This window comes from Cupriavidus sp. 86D6, assembly GCF_057815095.1.
Window position 1 is genome coordinate 468,180 of the sequence record NZ_JBYPSB010000002.1, and the last position, 21,732, is coordinate 489,911.

The 21,732-nt window shown below is 67.2% G+C and carries 20 protein-coding genes; 8 read left to right on the plus strand and 12 right to left on the minus strand.

The features are described from left to right. Window positions 1–116 precede the first annotated feature (116 nt). Window positions 117–3,629 carry a DNA polymerase III subunit alpha gene (gene dnaE, locus AC3G88_RS07195; RefSeq protein WP_488771115.1) on the plus strand — a complete coding sequence of 1,171 codons (3,513 nt, stop codon included), beginning with the start codon at window positions 117–119 and terminating at the stop codon, window positions 3,627–3,629. Continuing rightward, complete coding sequence (locus AC3G88_RS07200; RefSeq protein WP_488771116.1) at window positions 3,622–4,866, plus strand: glycosyltransferase; 1,245 nt, start codon at window positions 3,622–3,624, stop codon at window positions 4,864–4,866. Before dnaE ends, AC3G88_RS07200 begins: the two co-directional genes overlap by 8 nt. Here AC3G88_RS07200 and AC3G88_RS07205 read toward each other — a convergent pair. Further along, window positions 4,811–5,581, minus strand: coding sequence for a glycosyltransferase family 2 protein (locus AC3G88_RS07205; protein WP_488771363.1), 771 nt, complete (start codon window positions 5,579–5,581; stop codon window positions 4,811–4,813). The two genes, AC3G88_RS07200 and AC3G88_RS07205, sit on opposite strands and share 56 nt — an antisense overlap. Window positions 5,582–5,670: 89 nt before the next feature. Between AC3G88_RS07205 and msbA the strand changes: the two genes are divergently transcribed. Both msbA and AC3G88_RS07215 read left to right on the plus strand, forming a co-directional pair. Then, window positions 5,671–7,440 carry a lipid A export permease/ATP-binding protein MsbA gene (msbA, locus tag AC3G88_RS07210; protein ID WP_283780787.1) on the plus strand — a complete coding sequence of 590 codons (1,770 nt, stop codon included), beginning with the start codon at window positions 5,671–5,673 and terminating at the stop codon, window positions 7,438–7,440. An 83-nt stretch (window positions 7,441–7,523) separates the two neighbouring features. Next, window positions 7,524–8,129 (plus strand): peroxidase-related enzyme, encoded by a 606-nt coding sequence (locus tag AC3G88_RS07215; protein ID WP_488771117.1) that lies wholly within the window; start codon window positions 7,524–7,526, stop codon window positions 8,127–8,129. 54 nt (window positions 8,130–8,183) lie between these two features. On the opposite strand, the gene AC3G88_RS07220 is transcribed toward AC3G88_RS07215, so the two are convergent. The 8 genes from AC3G88_RS07220 to phnG all read right to left on the minus strand — a co-directional run bounded on the left by AC3G88_RS07220 (window position 8,184) and on the right by phnG (window position 14,904). Beyond that, window positions 8,184–8,708 (minus strand): hypothetical protein, encoded by a 525-nt coding sequence (locus AC3G88_RS07220; RefSeq protein WP_488771365.1) that lies wholly within the window; start codon window positions 8,706–8,708, stop codon window positions 8,184–8,186. 218 nt (window positions 8,709–8,926) lie between these two features. Then, window positions 8,927–10,138 (minus strand): alpha-D-ribose 1-methylphosphonate 5-triphosphate diphosphatase, encoded by a 1,212-nt coding sequence (locus tag AC3G88_RS07225; RefSeq protein ID WP_488771118.1) that lies wholly within the window; start codon window positions 10,136–10,138, stop codon window positions 8,927–8,929. 75 nt (window positions 10,139–10,213) lie between these two features. Next, entirely contained in the window at window positions 10,214–10,939 is a 726-nt protein-coding gene (gene phnL / locus AC3G88_RS07230; protein ID WP_488771119.1) for a phosphonate C-P lyase system protein PhnL, read from the minus strand. 5 nt (window positions 10,940–10,944) lie between these two features. Continuing rightward, window positions 10,945–11,721: a phosphonate C-P lyase system protein PhnK gene (phnK, locus tag AC3G88_RS07235; RefSeq protein ID WP_153947472.1), complete on the minus strand. Its 777-nt coding sequence runs from the start codon at window positions 11,719–11,721 to the stop codon at window positions 10,945–10,947. Then, on the minus strand, window positions 11,718–12,629 hold the full coding sequence (locus tag AC3G88_RS07240) for an alpha-D-ribose 1-methylphosphonate 5-phosphate C-P-lyase PhnJ (RefSeq protein ID WP_488771120.1): 912 nt from the start codon (window positions 12,627–12,629) through the stop codon (window positions 11,718–11,720). Before AC3G88_RS07240 ends, phnK begins: the two co-directional genes overlap by 4 nt. Continuing rightward, window positions 12,626–13,777, minus strand: coding sequence for a carbon-phosphorus lyase complex subunit (locus AC3G88_RS07245; protein WP_488771121.1), 1,152 nt, complete (start codon window positions 13,775–13,777; stop codon window positions 12,626–12,628). The genes AC3G88_RS07240 and AC3G88_RS07245 overlap by 4 nt, the downstream gene beginning before the upstream one ends. Before the next feature lies 1 nt (window position 13,778). Beyond that, window positions 13,779–14,414: a phosphonate C-P lyase system protein PhnH gene (phnH, locus tag AC3G88_RS07250; protein WP_488771122.1), complete on the minus strand. Its 636-nt coding sequence runs from the start codon at window positions 14,412–14,414 to the stop codon at window positions 13,779–13,781. 1 nt (window position 14,415) lies between these two features. Continuing rightward, window positions 14,416–14,904 carry a phosphonate C-P lyase system protein PhnG gene (gene phnG / locus AC3G88_RS07255; RefSeq protein WP_488771123.1) on the minus strand — a complete coding sequence of 163 codons (489 nt, stop codon included), beginning with the start codon at window positions 14,902–14,904 and terminating at the stop codon, window positions 14,416–14,418. Between the two features lie 183 nt (window positions 14,905–15,087). Here phnG and phnF point away from each other — a divergent pair, with 183 nt between their 5' ends. The 4 genes from phnF to phnN all read left to right on the plus strand — a co-directional run bounded on the left by phnF (window position 15,088) and on the right by phnN (window position 18,461). After that, a complete protein-coding gene (gene phnF, locus AC3G88_RS07260; RefSeq protein ID WP_488771125.1) occupies window positions 15,088–15,822 on the plus strand; it encodes a phosphonate metabolism transcriptional regulator PhnF in 735 nt (244 codons plus the stop codon). A gap of 127 nt (window positions 15,823–15,949) precedes the next feature. Beyond that, entirely contained in the window at window positions 15,950–17,152 is a 1,203-nt protein-coding gene (locus tag AC3G88_RS07265; protein ID WP_488771127.1) for an alpha-D-ribose 1-methylphosphonate 5-triphosphate diphosphatase, read from the plus strand. Beyond that, complete coding sequence (locus tag AC3G88_RS07270; RefSeq protein ID WP_488771129.1) at window positions 17,149–17,898, plus strand: DUF1045 domain-containing protein; 750 nt, start codon at window positions 17,149–17,151, stop codon at window positions 17,896–17,898. Before AC3G88_RS07265 ends, AC3G88_RS07270 begins: the two co-directional genes overlap by 4 nt. Further along, window positions 17,895–18,461 carry a phosphonate metabolism protein/1,5-bisphosphokinase (PRPP-forming) PhnN gene (gene phnN / locus AC3G88_RS07275; RefSeq protein ID WP_488771131.1) on the plus strand — a complete coding sequence of 189 codons (567 nt, stop codon included), beginning with the start codon at window positions 17,895–17,897 and terminating at the stop codon, window positions 18,459–18,461. Before AC3G88_RS07270 ends, phnN begins: the two co-directional genes overlap by 4 nt. A gap of 262 nt (window positions 18,462–18,723) precedes the next feature. Here the strand turns inward: phnN and phnE are convergent, their stop codons facing one another. The 3 genes from phnE to phnC all read right to left on the minus strand — a co-directional run bounded on the left by phnE (window position 18,724) and on the right by phnC (window position 21,521). Then, entirely contained in the window at window positions 18,724–19,536 is an 813-nt protein-coding gene (phnE, locus tag AC3G88_RS07280) for a phosphonate ABC transporter, permease protein PhnE (RefSeq protein WP_488771133.1), read from the minus strand. Window positions 19,537–19,614: 78 nt separating this feature from the next. Then, the gene (gene phnD / locus AC3G88_RS07285) at window positions 19,615–20,604 is read right to left on the minus strand and encodes a phosphonate ABC transporter substrate-binding protein (RefSeq protein ID WP_488771135.1); all 990 of its coding nucleotides are present in this window, start codon (window positions 20,602–20,604) and stop codon (window positions 19,615–19,617) included. A 62-nt stretch (window positions 20,605–20,666) separates the two neighbouring features. Continuing rightward, window positions 20,667–21,521 (minus strand): phosphonate ABC transporter ATP-binding protein, encoded by an 855-nt coding sequence (gene phnC / locus AC3G88_RS07290; RefSeq protein ID WP_488771137.1) that lies wholly within the window; start codon window positions 21,519–21,521, stop codon window positions 20,667–20,669. Window positions 21,522–21,732: the final 211 nt, after the last annotated feature.

Genomic DNA, 21,732 nt, shown 5'->3' on the forward strand with positions numbered 1-21,732 from the left:
CGCCCCCGAAACCCGCCGCGTGCGGGTCCGGTGAGTGGCGCGCGGGGCATGCCGAGGTGTTACTTTGCGAAAACTCTCAGAGTGAGCGGCGGGGGGAGCCGGTACAATGGCGCCCTATGTCTGCACCCCGCTTTGTACACCTTCGCCTCCATTCCGAATACTCGGTGGTGGACGGCATCGTCCGTCTCGATGACGCCGTCAAGGCTGCTGCCAAGGACGGCATGGGCGCGCTCGCGCTGACCGACCTGGCCAACGCCTTCGGGCTGATCCGCTTCTACAAGGAAGCCCGTGGCAGCGGGATCAAGCCCGTGGTCGGCGCCGATGTGTGGCTGACCAACGCCGATGACCGCGACAAGCCGGCACGCATGCAGCTGCTGGTGCAGGACCGCATCGGCTACCTGAACCTCTGCACGCTGCTGTCGCGCGCCTGGTTGAGCAACCAGTATCGCGGCCGTGCCGAGCTGGAGCCGGGCTGGTTCGAGGAGCCGGGCGAGGAAGGCCTGCCGCTGGCCACCGGGCTGATCGCGCTGTCCGGCGCGATGGGCGGCGACGTCGGCCTGGCGCTGGCGAACGGCAATCCCGACGCGGCGCGCCGCGCGGCACGCCATTGGGCCACGGTGTTCCCGCAGCGGTTCTATATCGAACTGCAGCGCGCCGGGCATCCCGGCACCGACGCCTATGTGCAGCAGGCCGTGCAACTGGCCGCCGCGCTGCAGCTGCCGGTGGTCGCGACGCATCCGGTGCAGTTCATGACGCCGGACGATTTCACCGCGCACGAGGCACGCGTGTGCATCGCCGAAGGCGAGCTGCTGGCCAACCCGCGCCGCACCCGCAAGTTCACGACCGACCAGTACTTCAAGACGCAGGACGAGATGTGCGCGCTGTTTGCCGACATCCCGTCGGCGCTGCAGAACTCGGTCGAGATCGCCAAGCGATGCAACCTGACGCTGGAACTGGGCAAGCCGCGCCTGCCGCTGTTCCCGACGCCCGATGGCATGTCGCTGGACGACTACCTCGTGTTCATGGCCAAGGACGGGCTGGAAAAGCGCCTTGCCGTGCTGTTCCCCGACGAGGCCGAGCGCGAGAGCAAGCGCCCCGAGTACTACGCACGGCTCGAATTCGAGACCGGCACCATCATCAAGATGGGCTTCCCGGGCTACTTCCTGATCGTGGCGGACTTTATCAACTGGGCCAAGAACAACGGCGTGCCGGTGGGGCCGGGCCGGGGGTCGGGTGCTGGCTCGCTTGTGGCCTACGCGCTGGGCATCACCGACCTGGACCCGCTCAAGTACGCGCTGCTGTTCGAGCGTTTCCTGAATCCGGAGCGGGTGTCGATGCCCGACTTCGATATCGACTTCTGCCAGCACGGCCGCGATCGCGTGATCACGTACGTCAAGGAAAAGTACGGCAAGGAAGCCGTGTCGCAGATCGCCACCTTCGGCACGATGGCCGCCAAGGCGGCGGTGCGCGACGTGGGCCGCGTGCTGGATCTGGGCTACGGCTTTGTCGACAGCGTGGCCAAGCTGATTCCGTTCAAGCCGGGCAAGCTGGTGACGCTGGAGGAAGCCAAGAAGGAAGAGCCGGCGCTGGCCGAGCGCGAACGCAACGAGGAAGAAGTCCGCCAGCTGCTGGAGCTTGCCCAGCGCGTGGAAGGCATGACGCGTAACGTCGGCATGCACGCCGGCGGGGTGCTGATCGCGCCGGGCCGCCTGACCGATTTCTGCCCGCTGTACACGCAGGGCACCGACGGCATGAGCGGTGTGGTGAGCCAGTACGACAAGGACGACGTGGAAGCGGCTGGCCTGGTCAAGTTCGACTTTCTGGGCCTGACCACGCTGACGATCCTGGACTGGGCCGAACGCTACATCCGCCGCCTGGACCCGAGCAAGACCGACTGGAACTGCAGCCAGATCCCGCTCGACGACGGCCCCGCGTTCGAGATCCTCAAGAGCGCCAACACGGTGGCGGTGTTCCAGCTGGAAAGCCGCGGCATGCAGGGCATGCTCAAGGACGCCAAGCCTGACCGCTTCGAGGACATCATCGCGCTGGTGGCGCTGTACCGTCCGGGCCCGATGGACCTGATCCCCAGCTTCTGCGCCCGCAAGCACGGCCGCGAGAAGGTGGAATATCCGGACCCGCGCGTCGAGCCGGTGCTCAAGGAGACCTACGGCATCATGGTCTACCAGGAGCAGGTGATGCAGATGGCGCAGATCATCGGCGGCTACTCGCTGGGCGGCGCCGACCTGCTGCGCCGGGCCATGGGCAAGAAGAAGGCCGAGGAAATGGCCAAGCATCGCGAGCTGTTCCGCGAGGGGGCCGCCAGGAACGGGCTGAGCGCGCAGCAGGCCGACGACATCTTCGACCTGATGGAGAAGTTTGCGGGCTACGGCTTCAACAAGTCGCACGCGGCCGCCTACGCGCTGCTGGCGTACTACACGGCGTGGCTCAAGGCGCACCATCCGGCCGAATTCATGGCAGCCAACATGTCGCTGGCCATGGACGACACCGACAAGGTCAAGATCCTCTACGAGGATTGCCGCCTGAACAAGATCGTGGTCCTGCCGCCGGACGTCAATGCCAGCGAATATCGCTTTGCCCCGACCGATGCGAAGACCATCCGCTACGGCCTGGGCGGCATCAAGGGATCGGGCCAGGGCGCGATCGAGGACATCCTGCGCGCGCGCGAAGAAAAGCCGTTCGAGGACCTGTTCGATTTCTGCGAGCGCGTGGACCGCCGCCAGGTCAACCGCCGCACGATCGAGGCGCTGATCCGCGCCGGCGCGTTCGACAGCCTCAATGACAACCGCGCCCAGCTGCTGGCCTCGGTGTCGATCGCGATGGAAGCGGCCGAGCAGAAGGCCGAGTCGGCCAACCAGGTGTCGCTGTTCGATCTCATGGACGATGCCGGCGACGCCCATCGCCCGGCACTGATCGACGAACCGCGCTGGACGGCCAAGCGCACGCTGCAGGAAGAAAAGCAGGCGCTGGGCTACTACTTCTCGGGCCACCTGTTCGACGCCTCGCGCGACGAGGTGCGCAAGTTCGTGAAGGGCACGCTGGCCGCGCTGGAAAAGGAAGTGCAGGGCAACGGCGGCGGCTACGGCCGCGACGTGCGCGGCAAGGTGGTCGCCGGCGTCATCATGGGCGTGCGCACGCAGATGACCCAGCGCGGCAAGCTGATCATCGTCATGATCGACGACGGCACGGCCCAGATCGAAATGACCGTGTTCAACGAACTGTACGATGCCAACCGCCACATGTTCCGCGAGGACGAGCTGATCATCGCCCAGGGCAATGCGCGGCACGATACATTCACGGGCGGCGTGCGCTTCACGGCCGAGTCGGTGATGGACCTGGTGACCGCGCGCGCCCGGTACGCCGATGCGGTGTGCCTGGGTTTCAACGGCAATGCCTCGACCGAGCGCCTGCGGGAACTGCTGACGCCGTTCCTGGCCAATGGGGCCCAGGGGCCCCAGGTGCCGGGCGTGCCGGTGCGCATCCGCTATGTCAACAAGTCGGCCCAGTGCGAGGCCACGCTGGGCGACCAGTGGCAGATCACCCCCTCCGAGGAGGCGCTGACCACCCTGCGCGATGCGCTGGGCGACAGTGTGCGCATGCTATATGCCTGAGCGAGCGACGGTGGGCCGCAGGCAACGCATCCTGTTTCACGTCACCCATTTCCTGCATGGTGGCATCGAGACCTCGCTGGTCTCGCTGCTGACATCGCTGCAGGACAGGTTCGATCTGGCGTTGACGGTCACCTATCCCTCGCCGGAGCTGGCGTCGCACTTCCGGGCCCGGCTGCCCGCCAGCGTGGATGTCCACGTGCTGGCGCCCGAGCGCTGGCTGTCGCATTGCCGCCAGCTGAAGAAGCAGCGCAAGCTGGGCGTGCTGGGCAAGATCTACGAGGAAGCCCTGCTGCCCCCGGTGCGCAAGCCGATCGTCCGGCGCCGCTTCATGGCGATCCTGGAGCAGGGCTTCGACATGGTCGTGGACTACGACATGTCGCTATCGCGCATTACCGGGCCGCTACCCGTGCCGATGATCGGCTACCAGCATTTCAGCGTGGCGCACCTGGCGCGCGGCCATGGCCGCAAGCTGCGCAAGCTGCGGCATCAGTGCAAGGTCGATTACGACGCGGTGGTCATGCTGACCGACAGCATGCTGGCCGATGCCCGCGAACTGATGCCCGACGCGGCGCCCAGGCTGGTGCGGCTGTACAACGCCATCGACCTCGACAATATTCGCGCCCGGGCCGCGCAGCCGCTGGAGCCGGGGCTGGCGCCCGCCGAGCCGTTCATCGTCTCGATAGGCCGGCTGGAGGAAAGCCAGAAGGACTTTACTTCGCTGCTGCATGCCTATGCGCGGCTGGTCGAACAGGGGATTGACGAGCGACTGGTGCTGGTTGGCGATGGCGCGTCACGACCCAGGCTCGAAGCCCTGGCGCAATCGCTGGGCCTGGCCGGGCGCGTGACGTTCGCCGGTTTCCAGTCGAACCCCTACGCCTGGATTCGCCAGGCGCGCCTGATGGCGTTCAGTTCGAAGATGGAAGGCCTGCCCAACGTCCTGCTGGAAGGGCTGGCGGTGGGCCAGGTGGTGGTGAGCACCGATTGCCCGACTGGCCCCCGCGAGATTCTTGACGATGGCCGCGCCGGCCTGCTGGTGCCGGTGGGCGATGTGGAAGGGCTGGCCGCGGCGATCCGCAGTGGCCTGCACGATGCCGCGCTGCGCCAGTCGCTGCTGGCCCACGCCGCCCGCCACATCGAACAGATGGGTTTCGGCCCGACGGCTCAGGCGTTCGGCGCGCTGGTCAATCGGCTGACGCAGGCGGATGTTTCGCCTGCTGGTGCAGCAGCCAGAGCTTGATGTACTTGTAATAGCTGGCCTGGCCGTTCATCAGCGCGACGGCCAGCCCCTGCGGGCCATCCAGAAAGCCGCGCCGCAGCAGCCAGGTGCGCAGGAACGCCCAGCTGCCGTGGGTCCAGGCGCTGAACACGGTGGCGCGCTTGCCGCGCTGGAATGCCTGTCTGGCGCCCAGCGTGGAGTATTGGTCGATCTTGCGCAGCACCTGCGAGAAATCATCGTAGGTGTAGTGCAGCAGCGGGGTTTGCAGATGGCCGACCGGGCCGTCGGTGACCACGTTCTCGTGGACGATATCGTCGGTAAAGCGGGCGCGGCCGGCGCGGAACACGCGTGTCAGGCGGTCGGGATACCAGCCGCTGTGGCGCATGAAGCGGCCGCAGAAGCGCGACAGGCGCGGCATGTCGTAGGCGTCGGCGCGGCCGGAGTCGATGGCGGCCAGGATTTCGTCGCGCAAGGCGGGCGTGACGCGCTCGTCGGCGTCGATCGACAGCACCCATTCGCTCTGGACCTTGGACAGGGCGAGGTTCTTCTGGGGGCCGAAACCGGGCCAGGTAGCCGTTTCATGAACTTCGGCACCCATGGCGCGGGCAACCTCCAGCGTGCCGTCCGTGCTGCCGGAGTCCACTATAATCGCGCGGTCGCACCAGGAGACGCTTTCGAGGCAGTCCCGGATGTTGTGTGCCTCGTTCTTTGTAATCAGTACGACAGAGATTTTCATAGACATGCTTGCGATGGATCCCGCAGACCGGATTTGCCCGCCATTCTAGCGGCAGTCGGTGCGGGCCCCGATCGGCAAGTGGAGCCAACGTGAAAGACAGCAAAAAGCAAACGCCCCAGGAAACCGACACCCTCAAGCGCGTCTGGGCATACCTGAAGCCCGAAATGCGCAACTTCGTGCTGGCGATTCTGGCCATGGCACTCGTGGCGGCCAGCGAGGGCATTATCCCGAAGGTGGTCAACGACCTGCTCGACAAGGGCTTTGGCGGCAGCTACGCCGGCAAGCTCTGGCACGTGCCGGCGCTGCTGGTCGGCGTGGCGCTGGTGCGCGGCGTGGCGCAGTTCGCGTCCGGATATTTGCTGTCGCTGATCTCGAACAAGGTGCTGCTCAAGATGCGCATGCAGATGTTCGAGCGCATGCTGCACGCGCCGGCGCTGTTCTATCACCGCAACACCGCCGCCTCGCTGATCAACGCCGTGATCTTCGAGGTCAACCAGGTCATGCAGATCCTGACCGGCGTGCTGATCACGCTGGTGCGCGACTCCCTGACCGTGCTGGCGCTGCTGGTGTACCTGTTCTACACGAACTGGCGCCTGACGCTGGTGGTGGCCGTGCTGCTGCCGACCATCGGCTTCGTGATGTCGAAGGTGAACCGCCGGCTGCGCCGGCTGAACCGCGAGCACCAGGCACTGACCAACACCGCGGCCTACGTGGTCGAGGAAGCGGCTGGCGGCTACAAGGTCGTCAAGCTGCACGGCGGCGAGGCATACGAAACGGCGCGGTTTGCCACGATGGCCGAGCGCCTGCGCGGCTATTCGATGCGCATGGCCGTGGCCGGTGGCCTGAACCAGCCCGTGACGGCGTTCCTGGCGTCGCTGGCGCTGTCGGTGATCCTGACCATCGCGATGATCCAGGCCCAGGGCAACCAGACCACCATCGGCGGGTTCACCGGCTTCGTGATGGCCATGCTGCTGCTGATTTCGCCGCTCAAGCACCTGACCGACCTGAACCAGCCGCTGCAGCGGGGCCTGACCGCCGCCGAGATGATTTTCGGGCTGATCGACGAGCCGATCGAGCCGCAGACCGGCGGGCTGCCGCTGGAGCGCGCCCGGGGTGACCTGGTGTTCGAAAACGTCGGCTTCCGCTATGGCGATGCCGCCCGTCCGGCGCTGAACCGTGTGAACTTCCACGCCGCACCGGGCGAGGTGGTGGCGCTGGTGGGGCCGTCGGGCAGTGGCAAGACCACGCTTGTGAACCTGCTACCGCGCTTCTTCGACCCGACCGAAGGCCGCATCATGCTCGACGGCAAGCCGATCGACCAGTTCGGCCTGAACGACCTGCGCCGCCAGATCGCCTTCGTGAGCCAGGACGTGGTGCTGTTCAACGATACGGTGGCTGCCAATGTAGCGTATGGCGTACATCCGCGCGAGAAGATCGACATGGCGCGCGTCGAGCGCGCGCTGGCGGCGGCTTACCTGACCGATGTGGTCAAGGGCCTGCCGGAAGGGCTGGAAACCAATATCGGTGACAACGGCATGAAGTTGTCCGGTGGCCAGCGCCAGCGGTTGGCGATTGCGCGGGCCATCTACAAGGACGCCCCGATCCTGATCCTGGACGAAGCCACGTCGGCGCTGGACTCCGAATCGGAGCGCCAGGTGCAGGCGGCGCTGGAATCGCTGATGGTAGGCCGTACCACGCTGGTGATTGCCCACCGGCTGTCTACGATTGAAAACGCCGACCGCATCGTGGTGCTGGAACATGGCCGCGTGGCCGAGGCGGGCAGCCACGGTGCGCTGCTGGCCGCCAACGGGCTGTACGCCGGCTTGCACCGCATTCAGTTCGCCACGGCGGCGGAGTAAGCGACACACGGTTTCGACGGCCATGGTGCCCTGCCATGGCCGGGCATGTACACACACGGGAAACCTACCCGGAGGAGACAGACATGACCCAGGCATCACCGTCCACCCGACCCCCGATCAGCCGCTATCCCGTCCCGGAGATTGCCGGCTTGCCCGATGACCTGCGCCAGCGCGTGCTGGAAGTGCAGGAAAAGGCGGGTTTCGTTCCCAATGTGTTTCTGGCGCTGGCGCACCGGCCCGACGAATGCCGGGCCTTCTTTGCGTACCACGACGCGCTGATGCTCAAGGAGAGCGGCAACCTGACCAAGGGCGACCGCGAGATGATCGTCGTGGCCACTTCGGGCGCCAACCAGTGCCTGTACTGCGTGGTGGCGCACGGCGCCATCCTGCGCATCTACGAAAAGAAGCCGCTGGTGGCGGACCAGGTGGCGGTCAACTACCGCAAGGCCGATATCGCGCCGCGGCAGCGCGCCATGCTCGATTTCGCGATGAAAGTGTGCGAGGCGTCGCATACGATCGGCGAGGCCGATTTCGACGCGCTGCGCGTCCATGGCTTTGACGACGAGGACGCGTGGGACATCGCCGCCATCACGGCGTTCTTTGGCCTGTCGAACCGCATGGCGAACACCATCGGCATGCGTCCGAACGACGAGTTCTTCCTGATGGGCCGCGTGCCCAAGGCGAAGTAGCCGCACCCAGGCGCGCCGGCAGGCAGGCCGGCGCGGTGCCCCGGCCGCCGATCTTCAGCGGATCTGCGCGCAGTTGCCGTTACGTGGATCGAACAGCACCGGCCAGGCCTGCTCGTAGATGCCCGGCGTGCAGTGCTTCTCGCACCGTGCGTGGGCTAGCGTGATGCGGCGCGGGTCCTGCCACACCATAAGCTTGCAGCCGCTGCCGTCGATGGCATGCAGTTCGATATGCGGCGTTTGCTGCACCTGTTTGAATTCATCGAGGTCGAAGTGGCACGACCCCTTGCGCGACACCCACAGTTTCCAGGTCAGCGTCTGCACGGCATTGTGGGATACGCGTACCACGGCATCTTCCCGGAAGCCGTCCTCCTCGGTGCGCTTGCAGGTGCCTGTCATGTTGATCTCGTGCGGCGGGATTGGCGTGGGGCGCGCGAGCGGGGCAGGTGGGTAAGTCGTGTCGGCATTGACCTGCGGGCCCGCCAGCGGCGGCGATCGATCGACCTTCTGCGGCAACAGGTCCGCGCATCCCGCACATAAAAAAATGGCCAGCATCGCTGGCACCGTGATCCGCATTGACATCATGTCGACCCCTTCAAGCTCCCGCCACCTGCATCTCCAGAGTAGGGGATAGCGGTGCAAAGGCCAGCCGCCAGTGATGAGGACTAGTCCTACCGTGCCAGCGCCGCGCGTAGCGCCTATAGTCAATAAATGTGGCCGCGCGACGATGCGCGGCCTTTTTCATGGCTGGGCGGGCGACATTGCCGAACGCGCGTTTGATCGCGCGCCGGTGCGCAGGGTCAGGCCACGGCAGGCGCTTCGGCCGCGCGCGCGGCGGTATGGGAGGCCGCAGGATGGACGGCCGGATAGCCTGCCGCAAACACCAGACGGCCGGCCGACCACGTATGCGTGACCAGCGGCTGGCCGGCCACGCTGGCCACGGCGATCACGTCGGCGCGCTTGCCGGGCAGCAGCCGGCCACGGTCGTCGAGCATGCACGCGTCGGCCGGGTTGGCACTGACCAGCGCCAGCGCGTCGTTGAGCGGCAGCTCGGCCAGACGCGCGGCGGCGAAGGCGGCGGCGATCAGCGTCGATGGCTGGTAGTCCGAGCAGAGAATATTGCCGACCCGGGCGTGGATCGCGTCGATGGCCCGCATCGATCCGCTCTGGCTCTTGCCGCGCAGCACGTTGGGCGCGCCCAGGATGGTCGGTAGTGCATGCGCGGCGGCGGCCTGCGCCGTTTGCAGGTTGATCGGGAATTCGCTCATGCGCACGCCCAGCGCATGCATGGCGGCGATGCGCTGTGGCGAATCGTCGTCATGGCTGGCCGTGGGCACCCCCAGCGCGTGGGCCTTCGACACCAGGCGGTTGACGCGCTCGGTGGCACCGTCCAGTTCGGCTGTCTTCTTCGCGGCGGCGTTGGCCGCCTCGTCGCGGCTCATGCCATGGTTGCCCATCATGTACGACAGGTAGGCGTCGAGCGTCTTGAACTGGCCCTGGCCGGGCGAGTGATCCATCACCGACAGCAGGTCCACCACGCCTTCGGCCATCAGCATTTCCAGCACCGGCACGGCAGCCGCATCGGTCACTTCGTAGCGGCAGTGGATGCGGTTGTCGACCAGGCTGTGCTTGCGGTACTGGGCCACCGTGCGCACCAGCGTGGCGGCGGTGTCGTTGTTGCGCACGCCGAACTGGTTGCTGGCGAACGAGAGCGCGTGGTACGGCGTGGTGATGCCGGCGGCGGCATTGCGGCGATCAACCTGCGCCACGGCAAAGTCGAGCGGGAACAGGACGTTGGCGCGCGGCTCGGCTTCCTTTTCGATGGCATCGCAATGTACGTCGATCAGGCCCGGCATCACGGTATGGCCGCGCAGGTCGATCACCGCGGCATGGGCGGGAACCGACTCGGGTTCGATGGCGGCGATCTGGCCGTCGGCGATCAGCAGGGCGCTGTCGTGCAGCACGGCGTCGGGCAGAACGAGCGTGGCGTGCGTCAGGTAGGTGGTGGACATGTCCGGTTCCGTGTCGGGCTCAGGGCAGGTTTGTCGGGGGCGGTGCCGATGTTGGCATGCGTTGGGCGCCGGGTGTCAGGCGTTGGCGGCCGCCACCGGCTGCAGCGGCAGCGCACGTGTGGCCACGGCATCGCGCACGGCTTCGTCGTGGAAGATGCCGATCAGCGCGCGGCCTTCGGCCAGCGCCTCGCGGATCAGTGCGATCACCACCGCGCGGTTGTCGGCATCGAGCGAAGCGGTCGGCTCGTCGAGCAGCAGGATCGGATGGCCGCCGATCAGGCCGCGCGCGATGTTCACGCGCTGCTGCTCGCCACCCGAGAAGGTGGCCGGGGGCAGGTCCCACAGGCGGCGCGGCAGGTTCAGGCGTTCGAGCAGCACGGCGGCGCGGGCGCGGGCTTCCTCGTGGCTCGCGCCACGCTGCTGCATCGGATCGGCCACCACATCGAGCGCCGAGACACGCGGGATGGCGCGCAGGAACTGCGACACATAGCCGATCACGTCGCGGCGCAGCTTCAGCACGCGCTGTTCGGACGCATGGGTCAGCTCCACCCACGGCTCGCCCGCTTCGCTGGTATCGCGCAGGCGGATGGTGCCTTCGGTGGCCAGGTAGTTGCCGTACAGGCAGCGCAGCAGCGTGCTCTTGCCGGTGCCCGAGCGGCCCGACAGCACCAGGCATTCGCCGCGCGACGCGTCGAAGTCGATCGCCTGGAGCACGGGCAGGCGGATGCCGCCCTGGTTGTGCAACGTGAACATCTTGCCGAGGCCACGGACCTCGATCAGCTTCCGGGAATCTGCTTGCATCGTGATCAGCCCTGCAGGATGGAGGAAACCAGCAGCTGGGTGTACGGATGCTGCGGGTCGTCGAGGATCTGGTCGGTCAGGCCTTGTTCGACCACGCGGCCGCCCTGCATCACCAACGTGCGGTGGGCCAGCAGGCGCGCCACGGCCAGATCGTGCGTGACGAGGACGGCGGCCAGACCCAGGTCCGTCACCAGCCGGCGCATCAGGTCCAGCAGGCGGGCCTGCACCGAGACATCCAGCGATGCGGTGGGTTCGTCCATGAACACCAGGCGCGGATGCGTGACCAGGTTGCGTGCGATCTGCAGGCGCTGCTGCATGCCGCCCGAGAACGTGCTGGGCACATCGTCCAGGCGGCCCAGGTCGATTTCCATCTTTTCGAGCCAGGCACCGGCGATCTCGCGCAGGTCGCCGTAGTGGCGGTTGCCCACGGCCATCAGGCGCTCGGCGATGTTGGCGCCGGCGCTGACCTGCATGCGCAGGCCGTCGCGGGCATGCTGGCGCACGAAGCCCCAGTCGGTGCGCGCCAGCAGGCGCATGCGCGCGCTGGACAGCGAGGCCAGGTCGGTCAGGCCGGTTTCGCGCATGTCGTAGCTGACGCTGCCGCGCTGCGCGCGCACCTGCATCGACAGCGCCTGCAGCAGCGTGCTCTTGCCCGAGCCCGATTCGCCGACCACGCACAGCACTTCGCCAGGGTACAGGTCGAAAGTGACGTCGTGGCAGCCGTGCACGCCGTCCCAGGTGTGCGTGAGCTGCCGGACGCAAAGCAGTGGCGTGGCGTTCATGGTTGGCCTCCGGCGGCGGTCTTGACGGCCTGGGCCGCCTGGCGGTCGGCGCAGTACTCGGTGTCCGAGCACACGAACATGCGCGTGCCGGCATCGTCGGTGATGATCTCGTCCAGATAGCTGTCGGTGGCGCCGCATTGCGCGCAGCAGCTCGACCATTTCTCGACGGTGAACGGGTGGTCGACAAAGTCCAGGCTCTTGACGGACGTGTACGGCGGCACGGCGTAGACGCGCTTCTCGCGGCCGGCGCCGAACAGCATCAGCGCGGGGCTGCGGTCGAGCTTGGGATTGTCGAACTTGGGGATTGGCGACGGGCGCATCATGTATCGCTGGTTGACGATCACCGGGTAGTCGTACGTGGTGGCGATGTGGCCGTGGTGCGCGATGTCCTCGTAGAGCTTCACGTGCATCGATCCGTATTCGGCCAGCGCGTGCATCGTGCGCGTTTCGGTCTCGCTCGGCTCCAGCCAGCGCAGCGGCTCGGGGATGGGCACCTGGTACACCATGGTCTGGCCCGCGCGCAGCTTCGTCTCCGGAATGCGATGGCGCGTCTGGATGATGGTCGCCTCGGCGGTGCGCTCCGTGGTCTGCACGCCGGTCACGCGGCCGAAGAAGCGGCGGATGTTGATGGCGTTCGTGGTGTCGTCCGAACCCTGGTCGATCACCTTGAGCACGTCGTGGCGGCCGATGATGGCGGCGGTCACCTGGATGCCGCCCGTGCCCCAGCCATACGGCAGCGGCATTTCGCGGCTGCCGAACGGCACCTGGTAGCCAGGGATGGCCACCGCTTTCAGCAGCGCGCGGCGCAGCATGCGCTTGGTGGATTCGTCCAGGTAGCCGAAGTTGTAGTGGTCGTCGCGCGCAATGGTTGCGGTGGCGGCGCCGGGGTTGGCGTTGGCGATGGTCATGCCAGCGACTCCTCTTGCGATGGCGATGGCGAAGGCGACGGCTGCGGCGCGCCGGTGGATGCGGTGGGCGGTGTGGCCTGGCCTGCCTGCTCGGCGCGCAGCCGGCGCAGCAGTTCCAGGTTGGCCTGGAAGTCCACGTAGTGGGGCAGCTTCAGGTGCTGCACGAAGCCGGACGCTTCCACGTTGTCGCTGTGGTACAGCATGAATTCGATGTCGTTGGCGGGGTTGTCGGCGGCTTCGCCAAGCTCTTCGGCGCGCATGGCACGGTCCACCAGCGCCATCGACATCGCCTTGCGCTCGTTGTAGCCGAACGTGAGCCCGTAGCCGCGCGTCAGGCGCGGCGCCTCGTCGGCGTTGCCGGCGAACTGGCTCACCATCTGGCATTCGGTCAGTTCCACTTCGCCGATGGTCACGGCGAAGCCCAGTTCCTCGATGAACATTTCCACTTCGGTGCTGCCGTAGCGGATCTCGGCGGCGAACGGGTGCGAATTGCCGTAGCCGCGTTGCGTCGAGTAGCCCATGGCCAGCAGGAAGCCTTCGTCGGCGCGGGCCAGGTTCTGCAGGCGCGCGGGGCGCTCGGCCGGGAAGGTCAGCGGCTCGCGCGTGAGGTCTGGCGGCGCGGGGTCGCCGGCGGGAATCGTGTCGGCTTCGACCAGCGATTCGGCTTCGAGCAGGCCGGTCACGCGCGGCATGTTCGACGCCAGCGGTTCAGGCGACGGCGCCAGCGGGGCCGGGTCGCGGCCCGCTTCGAGCGTGAAGTCGAGCAGGCGCTGCGTGTAGTCGTACGTCGGGCCCAGCACCTGGCCGCCCGGCACGTCCTTGAACGTCGACGAGATGCGGCGCTGCAGCGTCATCGTGCCGGTATCGATCGCCTGGGTGTAGCCGAAGCGGGCCAGCGTGGTGCGATAGGCGCGCAGCAGGAAGATGGCCTCGATCTGGTCGCCGGCGGCCTGCTTGATGGCCAGCGCGGCCAGGTGCGGGTCGTAGAGCGAGCCCTCGGCCATCACGCGGGCCACCGCCAGCGGCATCTGCTCGCGGATCTGCGCCAGCGTGAGTTCGGGCACCGACGTGTCGCCACGGCGGTAGTTGTCCAGCATCTGGTACGAATTGAGGATGGCGCGCTCGCCACCCTTGACGGCTACGTACATGTCAGTCCTCCACGCGTGTCGTGCGCGTCAAGGCGCAGAATTGCTGGCCGCTGGCCAGCAGCAGGTCCACGCCCAGCGGAAAGCGGGCATTGTTGGCGCGCCAGGCCGGCCGGAAATCGGCGGGCAGGCCGCGCACGTGCAGCGCCTGCGTGGTCTCGATGCCGGGGCCGGTCAGCGTCAGCGCGTCGCCGTCGCGCAGCGAATCGACCTCGACGATCAGCGTGGCGGAGCGGTCCGGATAGGCAGGCAGGCCTTGCGCGCAGTCGGCCAGCGCGGGCATGGCATGCCCGGCGGGCACGCACACGAAGGTGGCGTCGGCAAGGGCATCGGCCAGCGGGCAGCCGCAGTGAAAACGCAGGAAAGCGCGCGCGGCGGCCGGCACGCCGGCAGGCAGCCACACGGGGGTATCCGGATCGGCCAGCGTCAGCAGCAGCGCGGCCAGTACCGGGGACAGGCCTTCGGGCTGGCCGCTGCCGACGGGCAGCACTTCCAGGCGGCCCGGATGCGCGAACGCTTCAAGCGTGGCGCGGAACACGGCCTGTGCATCATCGACCGGATTGTCGAAGCCGGGCAGCAGCGAGGTGGCCGGGGTGGGGCTGGGAGCGAAGGCCTGCATCGTATTCTGGGGGGGCGACATCTCAATCTTCTCCGCGGGCCATCGTGAAGAATTCCACGCGGGTTTGCGCGGCGGTGGCGGCCTGCCGCGCGGCGCGTTCGGTCAGGGCCTGCGCCAGCGGGGCGACGACCACGTCCTGCACGCGCTGGTGCCAGGACGGCCGTTGCAGCAGGGCATCGAGCACGGCGGCCTGTTCGGCGTGGCGCTGGCCGCGACCCTGCACATACGCGACGCCGGCCGTGGCCGCCACATCGCCGGATTCGTCCAGCACCACGGCGCAGCGTGTGACCGACATTTCACCCAGGTTGAACTGGGCGCCGGTGCCGCCCGCCCGGGCGCGCACCATGGCCATGCCCGATTCGGGCTTGCGCAACAGGCGATATCCCGGCAGGGTGGCCTGTTCCTGCAGCCGGGTGTACGCCGCATCGAGCGCATCCGACTGGGCCAGCGCCAGCACCCGCAGCCAGGCGGCACGTGCCGCATTGGCCTGGTTGGCGGTTTCACTTTGCATGATCACCCCTATACGTCTATACGTTTAGATGTAAACTACCACAACACGGCGATACTAGACCACAGCCACATGAACGTTTCGTGACGGGTCGGGGACTTTGCTCGGACACCTGACCGGCGCACCGGGACTCGGGCACAATCGCACGGCAACCATTAAGGCTTGATGACACAGGGCAGAGCGAAGATGTCTGATCGGGAAGTGGAACGGGGCTCCGGCGTGGCGGTGTGGCGCCAGATTGGCGAGGCGCTGGCGGAGGACATCCGCAACAAACTCTATGGTCCCGGCGAGCAGCTGCCGCCGGAGCCGGAACTGGCCACGCGCTTTGCCGTGAACCGGCACACCATCCGCCGCGCGATGGGCGAACTGGAACTGAGCGGTCTGGTTCGCATCGAGCAGGGCCGCGGTACCTTCGTGCAGGAGCATGCGATCGACTACGCGATCGGCCGCCGCACGCGCTTTTCGCAGAACCTGGCCGCGCAGGGCATGCGCGGGCATCTGGAGATCGTCGACAGCCAGACGCTGCGCGCGCCGGAGATTGCCAGGCACCTGGGCCTGCCGCGCACGGCCGATATCCTGCATATCCAGATGGTGGGCAAGGCCGAAGCGCGCACCATCGACGTCGCCGAGCATTATTTCGATCCGAAGCGGTTTCCGGGCCTGGAAGATGCCGTGCGCGAGACGCAGTCCATTTCGCGTGCGCTGGCGCAGTTCGGCATTGCCGACTACACGCGCAAGTGGTCGCGCATCACCGCGGCCATGCCCAGCGCCCCGGTGGCGCGGCTGCTGAACCAGCCCAAGACGCGCCCCGTGCTGCAGGTGGAGGCGCTCAACGTCGATATCGACGGCGTGCCCGTGCAGTACAGCATGACCCGATTCGCTGGCGACTGGGTGCAGCTTACGGTGTCCGACAACGACTGACAGACGGGCCGCTTGCCCTGGCGGCACAGTCGGCCTCATGGCTTGATCCGGCATGCGACCCTATTGGTCTAGACATATGTATGTCATGTGCCGGCGCTAACTTGCTGGCGAACCCGTAACGCCCATCATGCAAACGACAATACAAACCTGTTCGCTCCCGCTGCACGGCATCACTGGCCGCCGTGTGCTGGGTGCCGGTACCATCGCCCCCGCCACGCTGGGCTTCGAGCAAGGCAACATCGCGCAGCAGGCCGGCGGCAGCGGCCCCTGCATCGACGCCGGAGACCTGCTGGTGCTGCCCGGCATCGTCGATATCCATGGCGATGCGTTCGAACGGTCGGTGATGCCGCGTCCCGGCGTCAGCTTTCCATATGGCCCGGCGCTGCTCGATGTGGACCGCCAGCTGCTGGCGCATGGCATCACGACCGAATTCCACGGCGTGACGCTGTCCTGGGAAGGGGGGCTGCGCGGTGAAGCCTACGCGGTGCGCATGTTCGAGGCGCTGTCGCAACTGGCGCCGGTGCTCGGTGCGTCGCACAAGGTGCACCTGCGCTTCGAGGCCTACCACCTGGCCGGCGTGGAGACGGCCCTGCAATGGATGGCCGATGGCCGCGTGAGCCTGCTGGCCATCAACGACCATCTGCCGACCATGGCGCGCCGCATGAACGACGAGCGCAAGCTGGCCCAATACGCCGAGCGCGCCGAGTGCGACATGGAGGCATTCCGCAGCCGCCTGCGCGCGGCCAGCCGCCACGCGCAGGACGTGCCGGCCGCCGTTTCGCAACTGATCAGTGCCGCGCGCGAGGCTGGCCTGCCGGTGGCGTCGCACGACGATCCCGATGTGGCCACGCGCCAGCACTACCATCGCCAGGGCTGCGCCATCGCCGAATTTCCGCTGACCGTGGAAGTGGCCAGGCTGGCGCGCCAGATCGGCGACGAGACCGTGTTCGGTGCCCCCAATGTGCTGCGCGGCCAGAGCCACACCGGCGCGCCCAATGCCACCGAAATGATTGCCGCTGGCCTCTGTACCGTGCTGGCTTCGGATTATTACTATCCCGCGCCGCTGCAGGCTGCGTTCAAGCTCGTGCAACTGGGTGTCTGCAGCCTGCCCGAGGCCTGGCATCTGGTGTCGCGTAACCCGGCACGCGCGGCCGGCCTGCGCGACCGTGGCGCGCTGGTGCCGGGCATGCGTGCCGATGCGGTGCTGATCGACGACAGCCTGCCGGGCCTGCCGCGCGTGTGCGGCACCATCGTCAATGGCGAACTGCGCCACGCCGCCGTGGCGCTGCCGCTGATCGACCTGGCCAACCAGGCCAGCCTGGCCGCATGAGCCAGGCGACCCGACCCTCCCGATCGGCCCATCGCTATGCGATCTACCTGGCACCTGCCGAGCCATTCCGCAGCTTCGGCGCGCAATGGCTGGGCCGCGATGCCGATACGGGTGCCGCGCTGCCGCTGCCCCCGGGCATCGCACAGCGGCCCGCCGAGTGGGTCAAGGCCCCCGCGCACTACGCGCTGCACGCGACCTTGAAACCGCCATTCCGGTTGGCCGAAGGCACGGACGCGGCCATGCTCGATGGCGCCATGCGCGCCTTCGCTGCGGGGCGCCAGCCGTTCGACGCCCCGCTGACGCTGCGTGCGCTGCGCGGCTTCCTGGCCTGGTGTCTGGACGATGCCGACGGCGAGGGCGGCCGGCGGATGCATGCGCTGGCCGATGCCTGCGTCACCGGGTTCGATCGTTTCCGCGCGCCGCCCACCGAAGCCGAGATCGCGCGCCGCAACCCGGACCGGCTGAGTCCGGCGCAACGGCGGCATCTCGATGCATGGGGCTATCCGTACGTGTTCGACACGTTCACTTTCCACATCACGCTGACCGGCATGCTCGACGCGGCCGACGAGGCCGCGGCCTTCGATAGGCTGTCGGCGGCGGGCGCCCGGCTGCTGGAGCAGCCGCTGCACGTGGACAGCATCAGTCTTTATGTGCAACCCGAGGCCGGCGCCGACTTCGTCGCCGCGCGTCACTATCGCTTCGACGGCACCACGGTGGACGGTGCCGGCGCGGGCTGGCTGGCATGAGTCTCCGCCCTGAGACCGACGGCAATGGCCTGTTCTACGTGATGGGCCCGTCCGGCAGCGGCAAGGATTCACTGCTGCGGGCCCTGCACGAACGGCTGAAGCCGGCCGACCCGGTGGTCATCGCCCATCGCTATATCACGCGCGCCGCCGATGCCAACGAGGCGTCGGTGGCGCTGACCGCCGATGAGTTCACGCGCCGCGTCGGGCTGGGCTGCCTGGCCATGCACTGGCAGAGCCACGGCTTGCATTACGGTATCGGCGTGGAGATCGAGCAGTGGCTGGCGCAGGGCCTGAAGGTCATCGTCAATGGATCGCGCGAATACCTGCCCGACGCGGCGGCGCGCTATCCGAAGCTCTGTGCCGTGCATGTGCGCGTGAAACCCGAGACGCTGGCGGTGCGCCTGCGCAATCGTGGCCGCGAAACCGAAGCGGCGATTGCCGGGCGCCTGGCACGGGCCACGCAACCGTTCGATGTGCCGGCTGGCTGCCGGCTGGTCGAAATCGACAACAGCGGTGAACTGAAGGATTCGGCTGACGCGTTTGCCAGCCTGATCGCCGGTTGACCGGCTGACCCTCTCCCCCGGCCCCTCTCCCGCGTGGCGGGAGAGGGGAGCTACCAGAGCGCGGCTGATGTCCCGTGGTTTTCTCCCCCTTCCTCGTGGCGGGAGGGGTTAGCAACCAGAGCGCGGCTGATATCCCGTGGTTTTCTCCCCTCTCCCGCGTGGCGGGAGAGGGGCGGGGGAGAGGGCCAGCGTCTCAATCCCTGGCGCGCCCCGCGTCAGGCATCGCGCCTCACACGTGGCGCACGCAGCGCGCCGCCGGATGTCATACCAGCACCTTGCGGATCTGGGCCGACATCATGTCGATGGCCACCACGAACAGGATGATGATGATCATCACCGCGCAGGTCTGGGCGTACTGGAAGCTGCGAATGATCTCCCACAGCACGGTGCCGATGCCACCGGCACCGACGATGCCCACCACCGACGCCGAGCGCACGTTCGATTCGAAGCGATACAGCGCGAACGACAGCCACAGCGGCAGCACCTGCGGGATCACGCCGTAGACGATTTCCTCGATCGGGCCGGCGCCGGTGGCGCGCACGCCTTCCACGGGGCGCGGGTCGATGGCCTCGACGGCTTCGGCAAACAGCTTTGCCAGCACGCCCATGGTGTGGATCCAGATGGCCAGCACGCCGGCGAACGGACCCAGGCCCACGGCGACGATGAACAGCATCGCGAACACCATTTCATTGATGGCGCGGCAGGCATCCATGATGCGCCGGGCGGGCTGGTACACCCATACCGGCACGATGTTGGCCGAGCACAGCAGCCCCAGCGGCACGGCCATCAGCACGGCCAGTGCGGTGCCCCACAGCGCGATCTGTACCGTCACCAGCATCTCGTCGAGATAGTTCTGCCAGTCGCGGAAGTTGGGCGGGAAGAAATCGGCGGCGAACTTTGCCATGTTGCCGGCATCGCGCAACAGGTCCAGCGGGCGCATGTCGGCGCCCTGCCACGACATGGCGAGCAGAGCCAGTAGCACTGCCCAGATCAGCATCACGGACAGGGACGTGCGCGGCGGCCGAACATGGCTTTGGGGCGAAGGGGGCAGGCCAGGCTTGGCGGTGGCGGTCATGGGGAATCCGGAAGGGAAGGCGGGAAACAGGGAAGACCGGCAGCGCCCGCATCGGGCATCGCCGGTCTCCGGTACGGCTTACTGCTGCACGGTGGCGGCGGCCGCCTTGTCCAGGTCGGCCAGGCGACGCGTCACGTCGGCCAGCTTCTTTTCCTTGTCGGCGGCGGCCAGCGTGGTATCGGTCTCGATCCTGGCCTTTTCCTTGGCCAGCTCGATCTGGCGGATCGGCACCAGCTGGGCATCGCTCGACGGGCGGAAGCCCTGGTAGGTCAGCGCGGCCAGCGTTTCCTTCTCGCGCGCGGCGTTGGCGCCCTTGCCGTAGTTGACGAAGAAGGTCTGGATCTTCTTCTTCATCTCCGGCGACAGGTCCTTGCGGTAGACCAGCGGATCGGCCGGGATCAGCGGCGACTTCCACAGCACGCGCACTTCGTCATAGGCGTTCTTGCCCGTGTTGATGCGGTAGCGTTCGAAGTTTTCGGTGTTGTTCACGGCCACATCCACCTGCTTGTTCAGCACCGACAGCAGGTTGGTTTCGTGGTTGCTGATGCGCACGGCCTTGAACAGCGTCTTCGGTTCCACCTTGTTGGCGGCCCACAGGTAGTACCCCGGTACGGCCGTCCCCGACGTCGAATTCGGGTCGCCGGCGCCGTACGACAGATCGCGGCCGCGCTTGATCACGTCCTCGACCGACTTCAGGTCGCTGTCCTTGCGCACGATCAGCAGCGACCAGTAGCCCGGGTTGCCGTCCTTGTCGATCACCGACGCGAACACTTCGCCATTGGCGCGGTCCACGGCTTCCATGGCCGACTTGTTGCCGAACCAGGCGATCTGCACCTTGTTGAAGCGCATGCCTTCGATGATGCCGGCGTAGTCCGAGGCAAAGAACGGCTTGACCGGCACGCCCAGCGTCTTGCTCAGGTCGTCGATGACCGGCTGCCACGCATTCTTCAGGTTCGACGACGATTCGGTCGAGATGAAGCCGATGTTCAGGGTCTTGGCATCCTGGGCAAAGGCGGGCAGCGCCACGACACCCGAGGCCACCACGGCGAGGAAGGTTCTGCGAAGCATCGAAAACTCCGTTTGGAAAGACTGATGGGGAAACGCGGTCTGGGTAATTCGTAAAAATGCGATCAGGCGGTGGCCAGGTCCATCCGGACCATGGCCGGGACGGGTACGCCGGCGGCCGGCGCCGGCGCGTCGGGCACGCTGTCGTGCAGCAGCTCGTCGGCCTCGGTGCCGTACAGGTCGCGCAGCATCTTCGGCGTCAGCGCGGCCGAGGGACCGTCGTACACCACCTTCCCGTGGCGCAGGGCCACCACACGGGGGCAGTAGCGCATGGCCACATCCACCTGGTGCAGCGACACCACCACGGCTACCTTGCGGGTGCGATTGATCTGGGCAAGCAGCGACATCACGCGACGCGACGATTCGGGGTCCAGCGACGCAATCGGCTCGTCGGCCAGGATCACGCGGGCGTTCTGCACCAGCGTGCGGGCGATGGCGGCGCGCTGCTGCTGGCCACCCGACAGCGTCGAGGCGCGCTGAAACGCATAGTCGTCTATACCAACCTGGGCCAATGCATCGAGGCCGGTCTGCACTTCGTCCGCCTTGAAATAGCGGATCAGGCTGCGCCACTTGGGCACGCGGGTCAGCAGGCCGACCAGCACGTTGGTGATCACCGGCAGGCGGCCCACCAGGTTGAACTGCTGGAACACGAATCCAATCTCTGCGCGCACCTTGCGGACATCGCGCGCCAGACGGCCGTTGCGCTGCACCGTGCGGCCGTTGACGAGAATCTCGCCCGAACCGGTGTCGCCAGCGACAAAGCCGGCCATGTGGCGCAGCAGCGTCGACTTGCCCGAACCCGAGGCGCCCAGCAGGGCAACCATCTCGCCGGGGGCGATGTGCAGCGTGACGTCGTCAAGCGCCTTGCGGTCCGCGCGGAACGACTTTCTCAGGCCGCGCACTTCGATTGCATGCGTCATGTCGACTCCCTTGCTTGAATGACCTGCGCATTCTGGCGAGGGCGGATGACAGAACGATGACGTGAGGCAGAGGTTTTTCGATGCGGGGAGGCGAGTGCGCGATGGGGCGCAGGGCGGGGGTGGGACGGGGCAGATGGCCGAGCGGCGCGCGGCAGGCCGTGCAACCGATGTCAGGCCCGTGGTTCAGCGCCCGGCGCCATGCAGGAGCCGG